The sequence below is a fragment of the Pseudomonas sp. Leaf129 genome, assembly GCF_001423465.1.
Taxonomy (GTDB): domain Bacteria; phylum Pseudomonadota; class Gammaproteobacteria; order Pseudomonadales; family Pseudomonadaceae; genus Aquipseudomonas; species Aquipseudomonas coleopterorum.
The window spans coordinates 571,323-586,728 of record NZ_LMOC01000006.1 but is presented as its reverse complement, the minus strand read 5'-3'; the positions used below and the strand labels follow the sequence as shown (position 1 = coordinate 586,728).

18 protein-coding genes are annotated in these 15,406 nt (G+C 62.7%); 17 read left to right on the top strand and 1 reads right to left on the bottom strand.

Annotation, left to right across the window (positions count from 1 at the left end; translation table 11 throughout):
- The first annotated feature begins 698 nt into the window (after window positions 1–698).
- From rluC to ASF66_RS10730, 3 genes are read left to right on the top strand one after another with little or no spacing between them, the layout of a single operon-like run.
- Window positions 699–1,655 (top strand): 23S rRNA pseudouridine(955/2504/2580) synthase RluC, encoded by a 957-nt coding sequence (gene rluC, locus ASF66_RS10740; protein ID WP_049862372.1) that lies wholly within the window; start codon window positions 699–701, stop codon window positions 1,653–1,655.
- On the top strand, window positions 1,645–2,343 hold the full coding sequence (locus ASF66_RS10735) for an HAD-IIIA family hydrolase (RefSeq protein ID WP_056843829.1): 699 nt from the start codon (window positions 1,645–1,647) through the stop codon (window positions 2,341–2,343). The genes rluC and ASF66_RS10735 overlap by 11 nt, the downstream gene beginning before the upstream one ends.
- Complete coding sequence (locus tag ASF66_RS10730; protein WP_056843828.1) at window positions 2,336–3,334, top strand: S49 family peptidase; 999 nt, start codon at window positions 2,336–2,338, stop codon at window positions 3,332–3,334. The genes ASF66_RS10735 and ASF66_RS10730 overlap by 8 nt, the downstream gene beginning before the upstream one ends.
- Window positions 3,335–3,408: 74 nt before the next feature.
- On the opposite strand, the gene ASF66_RS10725 is transcribed toward ASF66_RS10730, so the two are convergent.
- Window positions 3,409–3,987: a Maf family protein gene (locus tag ASF66_RS10725; RefSeq protein WP_056843827.1), complete on the bottom strand. Its 579-nt coding sequence runs from the start codon at window positions 3,985–3,987 to the stop codon at window positions 3,409–3,411.
- A gap of 94 nt (window positions 3,988–4,081) precedes the next feature.
- Between ASF66_RS10725 and ASF66_RS10720 the strand changes: the two genes are divergently transcribed.
- From ASF66_RS10720 to ASF66_RS10655, 14 genes are all read left to right on the top strand, one after another.
- The gene (locus tag ASF66_RS10720; protein WP_043185209.1) at window positions 4,082–4,609 is read left to right on the top strand and encodes a YceD family protein; all 528 of its coding nucleotides are present in this window, start codon (window positions 4,082–4,084) and stop codon (window positions 4,607–4,609) included.
- Window positions 4,610–4,622: 13 nt separating this feature from the next.
- Entirely contained in the window at window positions 4,623–4,805 is a 183-nt protein-coding gene (rpmF, locus tag ASF66_RS10715) for a 50S ribosomal protein L32 (RefSeq protein WP_003179396.1), read from the top strand.
- Between the two features lie 3 nt (window positions 4,806–4,808).
- Complete coding sequence (gene plsX / locus ASF66_RS10710; RefSeq protein WP_082484626.1) at window positions 4,809–5,819, top strand: phosphate acyltransferase PlsX; 1,011 nt, start codon at window positions 4,809–4,811, stop codon at window positions 5,817–5,819.
- A 129-nt stretch (window positions 5,820–5,948) separates the two neighbouring features.
- Entirely contained in the window at window positions 5,949–6,887 is a 939-nt protein-coding gene (gene fabD / locus ASF66_RS10705; protein ID WP_056843825.1) for an ACP S-malonyltransferase, read from the top strand.
- 15 nt (window positions 6,888–6,902) lie between these two features.
- Window positions 6,903–7,643: a 3-oxoacyl-ACP reductase FabG gene (fabG, locus tag ASF66_RS10700; RefSeq protein ID WP_049862240.1), complete on the top strand. Its 741-nt coding sequence runs from the start codon at window positions 6,903–6,905 to the stop codon at window positions 7,641–7,643.
- Between the two features lie 197 nt (window positions 7,644–7,840).
- Window positions 7,841–8,077: an acyl carrier protein gene (gene acpP / locus ASF66_RS10695; protein ID WP_049862239.1), complete on the top strand. Its 237-nt coding sequence runs from the start codon at window positions 7,841–7,843 to the stop codon at window positions 8,075–8,077.
- 110 nt (window positions 8,078–8,187) lie between these two features.
- Complete coding sequence (gene fabF, locus ASF66_RS10690; RefSeq protein ID WP_056843824.1) at window positions 8,188–9,432, top strand: beta-ketoacyl-ACP synthase II; 1,245 nt, start codon at window positions 8,188–8,190, stop codon at window positions 9,430–9,432.
- Window positions 9,432–10,247, top strand: a complete 816-nt coding sequence (gene pabC / locus ASF66_RS10685) for an aminodeoxychorismate lyase (RefSeq protein ID WP_056843823.1) — start codon at window positions 9,432–9,434, stop codon at window positions 10,245–10,247. Before fabF ends, pabC begins: the two co-directional genes overlap by 1 nt.
- A 3-nt stretch (window positions 10,248–10,250) precedes the next feature.
- On the top strand, window positions 10,251–11,357 hold the full coding sequence (mltG, locus tag ASF66_RS10680) for an endolytic transglycosylase MltG (RefSeq protein WP_049862236.1): 1,107 nt from the start codon (window positions 10,251–10,253) through the stop codon (window positions 11,355–11,357).
- Window positions 11,358–11,374: 17 nt separating this feature from the next.
- Entirely contained in the window at window positions 11,375–12,007 is a 633-nt protein-coding gene (tmk, locus tag ASF66_RS10675) for a dTMP kinase (RefSeq protein ID WP_056843822.1), read from the top strand.
- Window positions 12,000–12,986 carry a DNA polymerase III subunit delta' gene (locus ASF66_RS10670; RefSeq protein ID WP_056843948.1) on the top strand — a complete coding sequence of 329 codons (987 nt, stop codon included), beginning with the start codon at window positions 12,000–12,002 and terminating at the stop codon, window positions 12,984–12,986. The genes tmk and ASF66_RS10670 overlap by 8 nt, the downstream gene beginning before the upstream one ends.
- Before the next feature lie 226 nt (window positions 12,987–13,212).
- On the top strand, window positions 13,213–13,569 hold the full coding sequence (locus ASF66_RS10665) for a PilZ domain-containing protein (protein ID WP_043185228.1): 357 nt from the start codon (window positions 13,213–13,215) through the stop codon (window positions 13,567–13,569).
- Between the two features lie 13 nt (window positions 13,570–13,582).
- The gene (locus ASF66_RS10660) at window positions 13,583–14,374 is read left to right on the top strand and encodes a TatD family hydrolase (protein WP_056843821.1); all 792 of its coding nucleotides are present in this window, start codon (window positions 13,583–13,585) and stop codon (window positions 14,372–14,374) included.
- 333 nt (window positions 14,375–14,707) lie between these two features.
- Window positions 14,708–15,355, top strand: coding sequence for a TetR/AcrR family transcriptional regulator (locus tag ASF66_RS10655; RefSeq protein ID WP_049862225.1), 648 nt, complete (start codon window positions 14,708–14,710; stop codon window positions 15,353–15,355).
- Window positions 15,356–15,406: the final 51 nt, after the last annotated feature.

The following is a 15,406-nucleotide window of genomic DNA, read 5'->3' as shown; positions in this document are numbered from 1 at the left end:
TTCGGCACACACGACTTCTCACGGTCGGTGTCAGGTGCGTCAACAGGGCCTAGGCCACTGCAGTGTCCAGCGATATCTGCCCAACAGGGGCGGAACCGCGACGACGCGTCCTGCTTGCTGTGGTGTCAAAAGCACTCAGTCAGGAGGAGGAATCAATCGTCTGGCGTGGACGCCCTTGAGCGTCTTGTTCAAGACCGGCATGGCAGAAGTGCCTGAGGCTGCTTCCTGCCGTGACGCGGTACTACACGGTCCGACGGTTGTGCATCTCCACCCTACACGTATCCCTGATAATTCGGGTGCTGCCGTGCGCTGAATCCGCAACGGGTTGGCAATATCGCGAACTTCAATTCGTAAAGTTCGCCCTGTATGACTAAGGCGTTGGGTTTCCGAAGCTTGTGCCTGAACTGGGTGAGAGCGACTGCGAAGCGGGAGTGGCGTCGAACAAAGGCAGGAAGGTGTCCGGTATGCCGGGGTTCCTGGGCTTTCATCGGCCTTCTCGCACCTGCGCGGGCGTTGCCCTCAAATACTCCGTAACTGGCAAAAGCCCCGTAGGACGGCCTCGCGTCCTCGAGAATTGCGTTGGTCAGGGCTGGTTCATAACCGCTTGTCCGCTGCCCAGCCGCTTATGGCGGCGTTCGCGACTATAGCAGCAATCATTAAGTGCTTCAAATCCATAAAAAATTGTTATGATCGCGGCCATGACGACTACTACTCCCCCAACCTCCGGCGTTCAGCTGATCGAGGTTGCGCCGGAACTTGCCGGCCAACGCATAGACAACTTCCTCATCACGGCGCTCAAGGGCGTGCCCAAAACCTTGATCTATCGCATCCTGCGCAAGGGCGAAGTGCGAGTGAACAAAGGGCGCATCAAGCCGGAATACAAGCTGCAGGCTGGCGACATCGTGCGCGTGCCGCCGGTGCGCCTGCCCGAGCGCGACGCGCCGGTGCCGGTGGCGCAAGGGCTGCTGCAGCGCCTCGAGGACGCCATCGTCTACGAAGACAAGGCACTGATCGTGCTGAACAAGCCGGCAGGCATTGCCGTGCACGGCGGCAGTGGCCTGAGCTTCGGTGTGATCGAAGCCTTTCGCCAGTTGCGTCCCGATGCCAAGGAGCTCGAGCTGGTGCATCGCCTGGACCGGGACACCTCCGGCCTGTTGATGATCGCCAAGAAGCGCAGCATGCTGCGCCACCTGCACGCGGCGCTGCGTGGCGACGGTGTCGACAAACGCTACATGGCCCTGGTTCGAGGGCATTGGGCGACTGCCAAGAAACAGGTCAATGCGCCTTTGCTCAAGAGTAACCTGCGCTCCGGCGAGCGCATGGTCGAGATCAACGAAGAAGGCAAGGAAGCGCTGACCCTGTTCAAGGTGCTGCGTCGCTTCGGCGACTTCGCGACCATCGTCGAAGCACGCCCCATCACCGGGCGCACCCATCAGATCCGTGTGCATGCCCTGCACGCCGGTCACGAGATCGCGGGCGATACCAAGTACGGCGACGAGAACTTTTCCAAGGAGATTCGCGACCTGGGCGGCAAGCGGCTGTTCCTGCATGCCTACGCGCTGACCGTGCCGCTGCCCGATGGCGGCGAGCTGAAGGTCGAGGCGCCGGTTGACGAGGTCTGGGCCAAGACCGTGGAGCGACTGAGTGCAAGCTGATTACAAACTGCTGATTTTCGACTGGGATGGCACCCTGTGCGACTCCATTGGCCGGATCGTCGAGGCCATGCACGCCGCAGCGGCGGCATCGGGGTATCCGCCCTGCAGTGACGAGGCGGTCAAGGGCATCATCGGCCTGGCCTTGCCGGAAGCCATCAGCGTGTTGTATCCCCAGCTCGACGACGTACAGGTGATGGCTATGCGCGATCACTATGCCGATGCCTACATGGCCCTGGACGCTAGCCCTTCCTTGTTGTATCCCGGGGTCCGCGAGGCCTTGCTCGGGTTTCGCGAGCAGGGTTACCGCCTTGCGGTGGCCACCGGCAAGGCGCGCCGAGGGCTGGACCGTGTGCTCAAGGCCCACGGCTGGGAGGACTTTTTCGACATCACCCGGGCGGCCGATGAAACCCGCGGCAAGCCTCATCCTCTGATGCTCGAGCAGATCATGAGCCATTGTGAGGTGGGGCCTGAGCGTTCGCTGATGGTCGGCGATGCCTCGTTCGATCTATTGATGGCCCGCAATGCCGGCATGCACAGCGTCGCAGTGGGTTATGGCGCCTTGCCGCTGGACGTGCTGCGGCAATACGAACCGCAGCTGTGTATCGAGTCGTTCGATCAACTGCCGCAGTGGCTGGACAGTCGCCGCGCCGGTGCGCGTGGCCTTGAGCAAGGAGTAGAGAATGTCTGACCAATGGAAAGCGCCGCGCAGCGAAGAAGAAAGCGCTCCGATCGGCGACGAGAAGAGCTGGCGATTGCTGGAAAAGACTCTGCTGGCCAGTGTTCAGGAGCAGCGCCGCGCACGCCGCTGGGGCATATTCTTCAAGTTCTTGACCTTTATTTACCTGTTCGGCGCGATCTTGCTGTTTTCGCCGTTGCTGGACATGGAAAAGGCCGCCACCAGTGGTGCATCCGGATACACCGCCGTGATCGACGTTCGCGGTGTGATTGCCGACAAGGAAGCGGCGAGCGCGGACAACATCGTCGGCAGCCTGCGCAGCGCCTTCGAAGACACCAAGGTGAAAGGCGTGATCCTGCGCATCAACAGCCCTGGCGGCAGCCCGGTGCAATCCGGCTACGTATACGACGAGATCCGTCGCCTGCGCGGTGAGCACCCGGACATCAAGGTCTATGCAGTGATCGCCGACCTGGGCGCCTCCGGTGCCTATTACATTGCCAGCGCGGCTGATCAGATCTATGCGGACAAATCCAGCCTGGTCGGCTCCATCGGTGTGACCGCGGCCGGCTACGGCTTCGTCGGCACCATGGAAAAGCTGGGCGTGGAGCGACGCGCCTATACCTCGGGTGAGCACAAGGCCTTCCTGGATCCGTTCCAACCGCAGCGCGCCGATGAGACCGAGTTCTGGAAGGGCGTTCTGGCCACGACCCATCGACAGTTCATCGACAGCGTGAAGGCCGGGCGTGGCGATCGACTCAAGGACAAGGAACATCCGGAGCTGTTTTCCGGGCTGATCTGGTCGGGCGAGCAGGCGCTGCAACTGGGCCTGGTCGATGCCTTGGGCAGTAGCAGTATGGTTGCCCGTGACGTGATCGGCGCCAAGGATATGGTCGACTTCACCGTGAAGGAGTCGCCGCTGGACCGTTTCTCGAAAAAGCTGGGTGCCAGCGTTGCCGACCAGATCGCCATGTGGATGGGGTTTCAGGGGCCGAGTCTGCGCTGAGGTCATGCGGGGCGGTCAAGGGCCCTTTCGCGGGCCCTCTGCCCGCGAAGGCGACCGTGATCGCCCTGCAGGACTCAAGGGATTTGCACACCTTCTTTGAGCAGCATGTCCACCAGGCGAATCAGTGGCAGGCCGACCAGGCTGGTGGCGTCCGGGCCTTCGGTGCTCTGGAACAGGCTCACGCCCAGCCCTTCGGCCTTGAAGCTGCCGGCGCAGTCATAGGGCTTTTCCGCCAGCAGGTAGCGCTCGATGGCTACGGTCGAGAGCCGGCGCATGTTCACCGTGAACGGCACCACATCGACCTGGCACTCGCCGCTGTCCACATTCAATAGCGCAAGACCGGTGAGAAACGTGACGGATGCACCGCTGGCAGCGACCAACTGTTCGCGCGCACGTTCGAAGTCCAGCGGCTTGCCCAGGATCCTCTCGCCCAGCACCGCGACCTGATCCGAACCAATGATCAGATGCCCTGGGTGGGCGGCCGACAGTGCCCTGGCCTTTTGCTCCGCAAGGCGTTTGACCAAGGCGCACGCCGGCTCGTCTGGCAGGTGGCTTTCATCGATATCGGGCGAGGCGCAGGTGAACGGCAGACGCAGCCGCGACAGCAGTTCGCGGCGGTAGGGCGAGCTTGAAGCGAGTAGCAGGGCGGGCATGGCAGGCTCCTGTGGATGAACGGCCACTCTATCACGCACCCAGGTCCGAATTTCCTTTGACAGGCGAGGGGGGCGTCCCTAGAATGCTGCGCCTATGTTGAATGACCCGATTCCACCTCACGTTGACCCGCGCAAATTGGCAGATCGTGGCGTAACCCTTGAAGGTTCGCTGCAGTTGGCCGATTTGGAGAGACTCTGCGACCCGCTTTCCGACAACGTCGGTACGGTGCAGGCCAAATTCATCTTCGAACGAGACGAACGCAAGGCCGTGGTCATCCACAGCTGCCTGGACGTCGAAGTCAAGATGGTTTGCCAGCGTTGTCTTGAGCTGGTAACCCTGCCGATCCACAGCGAATGCAGTTACGCCGTGGTGAAGGAGGGTGCGAACACCCAGTCGTTACCGAAAGGTTATGACGTGCTGGAACTGGGCGAAGATCCATTGGATCTGCAGGCGCTGGTCGAGGAGGAGCTGTTGCTCGCCTTGCCCATCGTGCCTGCTCATCATCCGGAAGAATGCCAGCAGCCGGCGGGAGCAGATGATCCCGATCCGAGCGAGGACGAGGTAACGCGGTCCAACCCGTTCAGTGTATTGGCGCAGTTAAAGCGTGACCCAAACGTTTAGGAGTTAATCAATTATGGCTGTTCAGCAGAACAAAAAATCCCGCTCTGCCCGTGACATGCGCCGTTCGCACGACGCACTCGAGGCAAGCACCCTGTCGGTCGAAAAGACCACCGGTGAAGTGCACCTGCGTCACCACGTATCGCCAGAAGGCGTATACCGTGGCCGTAAAGTGATCGACAAGGGCGCTGACGAGTAAATCTTGTCCGCTCAGTCCGTCGCGATTGATGCAATGGGCGGGGACTTCGGTCCCCGCAGCATTGTTCAGGCCAGCCTTGCCTGCCTGTCCGCTACGCCCTCGCTGCACCTGACCCTCGTCGGTCATCCTCAACTCCTTGAAGAACTGATTGCCAGCCAGCCGGCGGTGGATCGCTCACGCCTGCACGTCGCTGCCGCCAGCGAAGTGGTCGGCATGGACGAGCGTCCGTCACAGGCGTTGCGCGGCAAGCCCGATTCCTCGATGCGTGTGGCGCTCCAATTGCTGCGCGACGAGCAGGTCCAGGCCGTGGTCAGCGCGGGCAACACCGGGGCCTTGATGGCGCTGTCCAGGCACCTGCTCAAGACCTTGCCCGGTATCGACCGCCCCGCGATGATGGCCGCCATCCCCACGCGGGGAGGCTACTGCCAGTTGCTCGATCTGGGCGCCAATGTCGATTGCAGCGCCGAGCATCTGTATCAGTTCGCTGTGATGGGGTCGGTGGCCGCTCAAGCGCTGGGTGTCGAACGGCCACGGGTGGCGCTGCTCAACGTCGGTACCGAGGACATCAAGGGCAACCAGCAGGTCAAGCTGGCGGCGACTCTGCTGCGCAAGGCTCAGGGCTTGAACTACACCGGCTTCATCGAAGGCGACGGGGTGTTCCGAGGCGAGGCCGATGTGGTGGTGTGCGACGGTTTCGTTGGCAATATTCTGCTCAAGTCCAACGAGGGGCTGGCCGGGATGTTTGCCGAACGCGTTCAGGCGCTGTTCCAGAGCAGCCTGATGGCGCGGGCCGTGGGCGCCCTGGCCATGCCGCTGCTCAAGCGCTTGCAGGCCGATCTGGCGCCGGCGCGCTACAACGGCGCCAGTTTCCTCGGCCTGCAGGGTATCGTGGTCAAGAGCCACGGCGCCGCGGGCGTGGAGGGCTTGCAGTGCGCGATAGACCGTGCACGCGACGAGATTCGTGAAAACCTGCCCCAGCGCCTGCACGGGCGGTTGGCGCAGATGCTGCTTTAGGCATGCCTGGCCCCCAGTGCTTGAATGTGACCACGGGCGGGCATAGGTTATCCAACTCTGAGTTCAGCGCGCCGGGTACGCTTCCGGCGTCGAAATTTTCGGCAACAAGATCACACAAGGGCTTGTTCAATGTCTGCATCCCTCGCATTCGTTTTTCCGGGGCAAGGTTCCCAGTCGCTCGGCATGCTGGCCGAACTGGGCGAACAGTATCCTCTGGTCATGGACACTTTCAAGGAGGCGTCCGACGCCCTGGGTTATGACCTCTGGGCGCTGGTCCAGCAAGGCCCGGTCGAAAGCCTCAACCAGACCGACAAGACGCAACCTGCCATCCTCGCTGCCTCCATCGCGCTTTGGCGCCTGTGGCTGGCCGAGGGTGGCGAGCGTCCGGCCTATGTCGCCGGCCACAGCCTGGGCGAATACAGCGCGCTGGTTGCCGCTGGCTGCCTGTCGCTGGCCGATGCGGTCAAGCTGGTAGAGCGTCGTGGCCAACTGATGCAGGAAGCCGTGCCGGCCGGGCAGGGCGCCATGGCGGCCATTCTCGGCCTGGAAGACGCCGATGTGCTGGCTGCTTGCGCCGAAGCTGCGCAGGGTGAAGTCGTCAGTGCAGTCAACTTCAATTCCCCGGGCCAGGTAGTGATTGCCGGTGCCGCACAGGCCGTTGCCCGTGCCATCGAACTGTGCAAGGCCAAGGGCGCCAAGCGCGCCATGCCATTGCCGGTCAGCGTGCCGTCGCACTGTGCGTTGATGAAGCCGGCTGCCGAACGCTTCGCCGAATCGATCAACGCCATCGACTGGCAGGCGCCGCAGATCCCGGTCGTACAGAACGTCAGTGCCGGCGTACCGGCCGATCTCGAAACCCTCAAGCGCGACCTGCTCGAGCAGCTGTACAAACCGGTGCGCTGGGTCGAAACCGTGCAGTACCTGGCAGCCCAGGGTGCACCACGTCTGGTCGAGTGCGGTCCGGGCAAGGTCCTGGCCGGCCTCAACAAGCGCTGCGCCGATGGCGTGAGCACCGAAAACCTGAACACCCCCGAAGCTTTCGCTGCCGCTCGCGCGGCGCAAGCCTGATCAAGGAGAACTTGCATGAGCCTGCAAGGTAAAGTTGCACTGGTCACTGGCGCAAGCCGTGGCATTGGCCAGGCGATCGCCCTGGAACTGGGTCGCATGGGCGCCACCGTCATCGGTACCGCCACCTCCGAGAGCGGCGCCGCGCGCATTGCCGCAACGCTCAAGGAGCATGGTATCGAAGGTACCGGCCTGGAACTCAACGTGTGCAGCGACGAATCGGTGGCCGCCACCCTGGCCAAGATTCAGGAGCAGTTCGGCGCGCCGGCGATTCTGGTCAACAACGCCGGTATCACCCGCGACAACCTGATGCTGCGCATGAAAGACGACGAATGGCATGATGTGGTCGATACCAACCTCAACAGCTTGTTCCGCCTGTCCAAGGCCGTACTGCGTGGCATGACCAAGGCACGTTGGGGCCGGATCATCAGCATCGGCTCGGTTGTGGGTGCAATGGGCAACGTCGGCCAAGTAAACTACGCCGCAGCCAAGGCCGGTCTCGAAGGCTTCAGCCGTGCCCTGGCCCGTGAAGTGGGTTCGCGCGCGATCACCGTGAACTCGGTGGCGCCTGGCTTCATCGACACCGACATGACCCGCGAGCTGCCTGAAGCGCAGCGGGAATCCCTGCAGGTGCAGATTCCGCTGGGTCGTTTGGGGCAGGCCGACGAAATCGCCAAAGTGGTCGGTTTTCTGGCTTCCGACGGTGCAGCCTACGTGACCGGCGCTACAATTCCGGTGAACGGCGGCATGTACATGTAACGAAAATTGTGACGGATGGCTTCAAAAAAATGTCTTACCCGGCATCCAAAATCCGTTATAAAGCTGCATCCGAATTCTAGGTGGCGGGCTCGCGTAGGGTCGCAGTGACGCTTTCAGTTTGAAAAGCCGAGCTTCTTCTATAAACTTACGTACCGGCCAGCCGCCTGACATATGTCCATTAGGAGTGAAAACAAGGTATGAGCACCATCGAAGAACGCGTCAAGAAGATCGTCGCCGAGCAACTGGGCGTCAAAGCGGAGGAGGTCACCAACTCTTCTTCCTTCGTTGAAGATCTGGGTGCCGATTCCCTGGACACCGTTGAGCTGGTGATGGCTCTGGAAGAGGAATTCGAAACCGAGATTCCTGACGAAGAAGCCGAGAAAATCACCACCGTTCAAGCTGCCATCGATTACGTCACTGCCCACCAGGCGTAACGTTTTGTAATCGCCGTTGCTTGTCATGGAAAAACCGCACTGCCTTCGTTGGCGTGCGGTTTTTTCTTTAGACGGCCGCGCGTTGATGTTTCCAGAATAAGGAGAGTGCTGTGTCGCGTAGACGCGTCGTGGTCACAGGTATGGGCATGCTGTCACCGCTGGGCACCGACGTGCCGAGCAGTTGGCAGGGCATCCTGGCCGGCCGCAGTGGCATAGGTCCTATCGAGCATACGGATCTATCGGCCTATTCGACCCGTTTCGGCGGCTCGGTGAAGGGGTTCGAGGTCGAGCAATACCTCTCGGTCAAGGAGGCACGCAAGCTCGACTTGTTCATTCAATACGGCCTGGCGGCGGGTTTCCAGGCGGTACGCAACGCCGGTCTCGAAGTCACCGACGCCAATCGCGAGCGTATCGGCGTGGCCATGGGTTCGGGCATTGGTGGCCTGACCAATATCGAAGAAACCTGCCGCATCATGCATGACAGCGGACCGCGCCGGATATCGCCCTTCTTCGTGCCTGGCTCGATCATCAACATGATTTCCGGTTTCCTGTCGATCCACCTCGGCGCTCAGGGGCCCAACTACGCGATCGCCACGGCCTGCACCACCGGCACCCATTGCATCGGCATGGCCGCGCGCAACATCGCGTATGGCGAAGCTGACGTGATGATCGCCGGCGGCGCTGAAATGGCCGCATGCGGCTTGGGCATGGGCGGCTTCGGCGCGGCCCGTGCGTTGTCCACGCGCAACGACGAGCCCACCCGTGCCAGTCGTCCGTGGGACAAGGGCCGTGACGGTTTCGTGTTGTCCGACGGTGCTGGCGCGCTGGTACTCGAAGAACTCGAGCATGCGCAGGCGCGCGGCGCGACCATCTATGCCGAACTGATCGGTTTCGGCACCAGCGGCGATGCGTTCCACATGACCTCGCCGCCCGAAGACGGCGCCGGCGCGGCGCGCTGCATGGCCAACGCCCTGCGCGATGCCGGCATCACGCCCGACCAGGTGCAATACATCAATGCCCATGGCACCTCGACCTCGGCGGGCGACCTGGCCGAAGTCAGTGCCATCAAGACCGTGTTCGGTGAGCATGCCTACAAGCTCGCAGTCAGCTCCACCAAGTCGATGACCGGGCACCTGCTCGGCGCCGCAGGTGCGGTCGAGGCGATTTTCAGTGTGCTGGCGATCAACAGCCAGATGGCGCCGCCCACCATCAACCTCGACGAGCCTGACGAAGGCTGCGATCTGGACTTCGTGCCCCATACCGCACGCAGCATGCCGATCGATGTGGTGCTGAGCAACTCGTTCGGGTTCGGTGGCACCAACGGTTCGCTGGTCTTCCGGCGCTTCGCCGGTTGATGCAGGCCTGGCTCGACGGGCAGCCATGCGATGCGCTGGGCCTGAAGAGTCGGGGCCTGGCCTACGGTGACGGTGTATTCGAAACCGTCGCCGTGCGCGGTGGCCAGGCGGTACTTCTCGAGCGTCATCTGACGCGCGTTGCGCTGGGCTGCCAGCGTCTGGCCATCCTGATCGACTCGGATGTGCTGCGCGACGAAGTTGTCCGCTATGCCGCAGCGCTGGAGAAGGGCGTGCTCAAGCTGATCGTCACCCGTGGCGACAGTGCCCGAGGTTACGCGCCCGATCCGCAGGCCGGTGCGCGACGTATTCTGCAAGGCGGTCCAAGCCCCGCCTATCCTCAGATCAACGGCGCGCAGGGCGTGGAACTCTACCCCTGCAGTACGCGCCTGGCCGAGCAGCCATTGCTGGCGGGACTCAAACACCTCAATCGCCTGGAGCAGGTCCTGGCACGCGCCGAATGGAGCGACCCGAGCTTCGCTGAAGGTTTGATGCTGGACATGTCCGGGCGCTTGGTCGAAGGGGTCTACAGCAATCTGTTTCTGGTCATCGACGGGGTGCTGCACACGCCTTCCCTGCAGCGCTGTGGCGTGGCCGGGGTGATGCGTGCCGAACTGCTGGAGCAGGCCGCAAGCCTGGGTCTGGAGGTTGTCGTGGACGACCTGTGGCCAGCGGACCTGGCACGGGCCGAGGAAGTCTTCGTGTGCAATAGCGTCTACGGCGTGTGGCCTGTGCGCGCATTCACGTCACTGAGGTGGCCGGCGGGTCCGCTCACCCGTAAACTGCAAGGCATTGCCCACGCGCTATTGGATGCCTGATTTGTGAAGCGTAAATTTCTGCTGTTGCTGGAGACGCTCATCGTGGTTGCCGTACTGGCAGCGGGCGTGGCGGCCTGGAAAGTCGACAGCGCCTTGAACCAGCCGCTGGCCGTCACTCAAGAACAATTGCTCGATGTACCCAACCGCGCAACCCCCGGCGGCACGATCCTGCGCATGGAGGCGGCGGGTACCCTGCGGGATGCCTTCTGGCTGCGCCTGTATTGGCGCTTCAACCGCGCCGGGCAGCCGCTGCATACCGGCGAATATCGCCTGACGCCGGGCATGACCGTGAACGAGCTGTTCAATGTCTGGCAGCGCGGCGAAGTGGTGCAGTACAGCCTGACCCTGGTCGAGGGCTGGAATTTCCGTCAGGTGCGCGCCGCGTTGGCGCGCCAGGAAAAGCTCGAGCAGACCTTGGGAGGCCTCAGTGACAGTGAAGTCATGGCGCGCATCGGCCACCCCAAGGTGTTTCCCGAAGGCCGGTTTTTCCCCGACACCTACAAGTACGTGCGTGGCATGAGCGATGTCGAGCTGCTGCAGCAGGCCTACGGGCGACTGGAAGAGGTGCTGGCCAGCGAATGGGCCGAGCGCGCCGCCAGCGCACCGTACAGCGAACCCTATCAGGCGCTGATCATGGCTTCTCTGGTGGAGAAGGAAACAGGTGTGCCCCAGGAGCGTGGCGAGATCGCCGGCGTCTTCGTGCGCCGCCTCAAGGCGGGCATGTTGCTGCAGACCGACCCGACCGTGATCTACGGCATGGGCGAACGCTACAACGGCAAGCTGACCCGCGCCGACCTGCGCGAGCCGACGGCCTACAACACTTACGTGATCGCCGGAATGCCGCCTACACCCATCGCCATGGTGGGCCGCGAAGCGATTCACGCCGCGCTCAACCCAGTTTCCGGTAGCAGCCTGTATTTCGTTGCGCGCGGCGACGGCAGCCATGTCTTTTCCGACGATCTGGATGCCCACAACGCTGCCGTGCGTGAGTACCAGCTCAAACGCCGCGCCGACTATCGCTCAAGCCCCGCGCCCGCGGCGGCGCCGAGCGAGACCGGCACGCGCGAGCCACAAGAGAAGCCGGACGCCGCCGAGGCGCCCGCTCAATGACTTTGCAAGGACACTCTGTGACCGGTTTATTCATTACCCTGGAAGGGCCGGAAGGCGCGGGCAAGAGCACCAATCGCGAATACCTGGCCGAGCGTTTGCGCGCCAGTGGGCTGGACGTCGTACTCACCCGCGAACCGGGCGGCACGCCGTTGGCCGAACGTATCCGTGAACTGCTGCTGGCACCCAGCGACGAAACCATGTGCTTGGATACCGAACTGCTGTTGATGTTCGCCGCACGGGCCCAACACCTGGCTCAGGTGATTCGCCCGGCGCTGGCGCGCGGTGCGGTGGTGCTGTGCGATCGGTTTACCGATGCCACCTACGCCTACCAAGGCGGCGGTCGCGGGCTTTCCCACGAACGCATCGCCCAGCTCGAAACCTTCGTTCAGGGAGACCTGCGCCCGGACCTCACGCTGGTGTTCGACCTGCCAGTAGAGATCGGTCTGGCCCGTGCCAGCGCGAGGGGCCGTCTGGATCGCTTCGAGCAAGAGGGTCGAGCATTCTTCGAAGCTGTGCGCACTGCTTACCTGGCGCGCGCCGCTGCGGCGCCTTCGCGGTACCGTGTGATCGATGCCGGGCAAAGCCTGGCGCAGGTTCAGCAGGCGCTGGATGCACTGCTGCCCGAACTGCGAGGCCTGCCGCGTGGCTGAAGCCTACCCCTGGCAAGACGACCTGTGGCACAAGCTCGCCGGACGTACCCAGCATGCCCACGCCTATCTGCTGCACGGGCCACAGGGTATCGGCAAGCGTGCCCTGGCCGAGCGGCTGATGGCGTTGCTGTTGTGCCAGCGTCCCGCCGCGCAGCAGGCCTGTGGCGCCTGCAAGTCCTGTCTGCTGCTGCACGCCGGCAGCCATCCGGACAACTTCATCCTCGAACCCGAGGAAGCGGACAAGGCGATCAAGGTCGACCAGGTCCGCGAACTGGTGGCGTTCGTGGTGCAGACGGCGCAGTTGGGTGGGCGCAAGGTGGTGCTGATCGAGCCCACCGAAGCCATGAACATCAACGCGGCCAATGCCTTGCTGAAGAGCCTCGAAGAGCCCTCGGGCAATACCGTGTTGCTGTTGGTCAGCCATCAGCCCAGCCGCCTGCTGCCTACGGTCAAGAGCCGGTGCGTGCAGCAGGCCTGCCCGCTGCCGAGCCAGGCAGTCAGCCTGCAATGGCTGGCCACGGCGCTGCCGGACGTGGACGAAGGCGCGCGCGCCGATCTGCTGGCCCTGGCTGCCGGCTCGCCTCTGGCCGCCGTCAGGTTGCAGGCTGCGGGGATCGTCGAGCAGCGGGCTCTGGTCGTCGACGGCGTGAAGAAGCTGTTGAAAGGGCAGCAGACGCCCAGCCAGTTGGCCGACGCCTGGAGCGGTGTACCGTTGCTGCTGCTGTTCGACTGGTTCTGCGAGTGGTCGAACCTGCTGCTGCGCTATCGCCTGACGGCGGACGAGCAGGGCCTGGGCTTGAGCGACATGCGCAAGGTGCTGCAATATCTGGCCGACAAGAGCACTCAGGACAAGGTGCTGGCCATTCAGGACTGGGTGCTGATGCAGCGCCAGAAGGTTCTGGCCAAGGCCAACCTGAATCGGGTATTGCTGATCGAATCTCTGCTGGTGTCCTGGATGGCCTTGCCGGGGCAGCGGTGATGGGTGCATTGTGATCGCACGCTGCCGACGCTGGTCGTGGTTTGTCTGATATACCGCAGCGATACCGGACGCGGCTTGCACCGCTGCTACAGGGGCGGCCAAATGCAGCCTGCATGTGAATGTGTAGCAGCGGCGCAAGCCGCGTCAGGGCGCACGGGATTTTTCCGATACAACGCGGCACTGCCAACCGTGGCCACAACAATCGACCACCAGTAAGGGAGCACGAATGAATCAACCCGTCAGTCCCGGACCGCGCAACGGCATTCTGTCCCTGACCATCAAGGACAAGGCCGTCCTGTATGCCGCCTACATGCCGTTCATCAAGAACGGTGGCCTGTTCATCCCAACCAGCAAGAGCTACAAGCTGGGCGATGAGTTGTTCATGCTGCTCAACCTGATGGACGAACCGGAAAAGATTCCGGTCGCGGGCCGCGTGGCCTGGATCACCCCCAAGGGCGCCCAGGGCAACCGTGCTGCCGGAGTCGGCGTGCAGTTCAACGATGGCGACAACACCGCGCGCAACAAGATCGAAACCTACCTGGCCGGTGCCTTGAAGTCCGACCGTCCCACTCACACGATGTAGTTGTCCTATCCTCATGCTTGTAGATTCCCACTGTCACCTGGATCGCCTCGACCTCGCCGAACACAACGGCTGCCTGGACACCGCGCTCGATGCCGCGCGCGCCTGCGGTGTCGGCCACTTCCTGTGCATCGGCGTGAGCGCCGACAATGCTGCAGCGGTCAAGGCCCTGGCCGGCCGCTACGACGATGTCGATTGCTCGGTCGGCATTCACCCCCTGGACCTGGCACCGGGGCAGCCACCGGCCCTGGACTGGCTCCTGGGCGAGCTCGATGATCCCCGCGTCGTGGCGATCGGCGAAACCGGCCTGGATTACCACTACGAACCCGAGGCCGCAGAGTTGCAGCAGGCATCGTTCCGATTGCACCTGCAGGCGGCCAACCTGACCGGCAAACCGGTCATCGTGCATACCCGCGGCGCGCGTGCCGACACCCTGGCCCTGTTGCGCGAGGCGCAGTTGCCCCAGGCCGGCGTACTGCACTGCTTCACAGAAGATTGGGACATGGCCAAGGCTGCCCTCGACCTGGGCTTCTACATTTCGCTGTCGGGCATCGTGACGTTCCGCAATGCCGATGCCCTTCGCGAAGTCGCCCGCCAGGTGCCTGCCGATCGCCTGCTGGTCGAGACCGATTCGCCTTACCTGGCGCCCATCCCCTACCGTGGCAAGTCCAACCTGCCGCAGTACGTTCGGGAAGTGGCGCAGTGCATCGCCACGGTCCGGGGCGAGACGTTCGAAAGCCTGGCCGAGCGCACCACCGACAACTTTTGCCGGCTGTTCCCCTTGGCACGGGTTCGTCGTCAGGGCTGAGCGTTGCGCAGGCAAAAAAAACCCGGGCTCTGGGGGGAGAATCCCGGGTCAAGACCATTAGGAGTCACTACAGGCGCGTGGTCCATCGACGCCTTGCCGACGCGTCATTGGGGGAGATGATGCGACGACTCCTTGAGTATCGTCGAGTGCCCGTCGGGCGCCAGTGCCCATGCGGGTTTTCTTAAACGTATTTGGAATACGCGCAAGGTTGCTCAGCACCGATTTCGGGGTTGTGTGGCATATCCGCCATAACGCCAGAGATTTCGGATGATCCGTGCATTTTGACCTCATACAGGCATAATGACGGCCTTCGCTTTCGATCCAGTCCTTCCTATGCAAAAAGAACCTCGTAAGGTCCGTGAGTTTCGCCGCCGTGAGCAGGAAATCCTCGACACCGCGCTTGCGCTCTTTCTCGAGCAGGGCGAAGACAGCGTCACGGTCGAGTTGATCGCCGACACCGTCGGTATCGGCAAAGGCACCATCTACAAGCACTTCAAATCCAAGGCCGAGATCTACCTGCGCCTGATGCTCGACTACGAGCGCGATTTGAACGCACTGTTGCATTCGGCCGACATCGATCGCGACAAGGAAGCCTTGTCCCGCGCCTATTTCGAATTCCGCATGCGCGATCCGCAGCGCTACCGACTTTTCGACAGGCTCGAAGAGAAGGTCGTCAAAGGCAATCAGGTGCCCGAACTTGTCGAGCAGCTGCACACGATTCGCGCGTCCAATTTCGAGCGACTGACCTTCCTCATCGAGGGACGGATCAGCGAAGGCAAGCTGGAGGATGTGCCGCCGTACTTCCACTACTGCGCAGCCTGGGCTCTGGTGCACGGCGCGGTGGCGCTGTATCACTCGCCGTTCTGGAGCAATGTGCTGGAAGATCAGGAAGGCTTTTTCCAGTTCCTGATGGACATCGGCGTGCGCATGGGCAACAAGCGCAAGCGCGATCCGGAACTGCCGGGTCCCAAGGAATCCTGAGCCTGGGCACTCCCCAGCGTCGCGAACTGGCGCAGAAGCTGCATCAGCCAG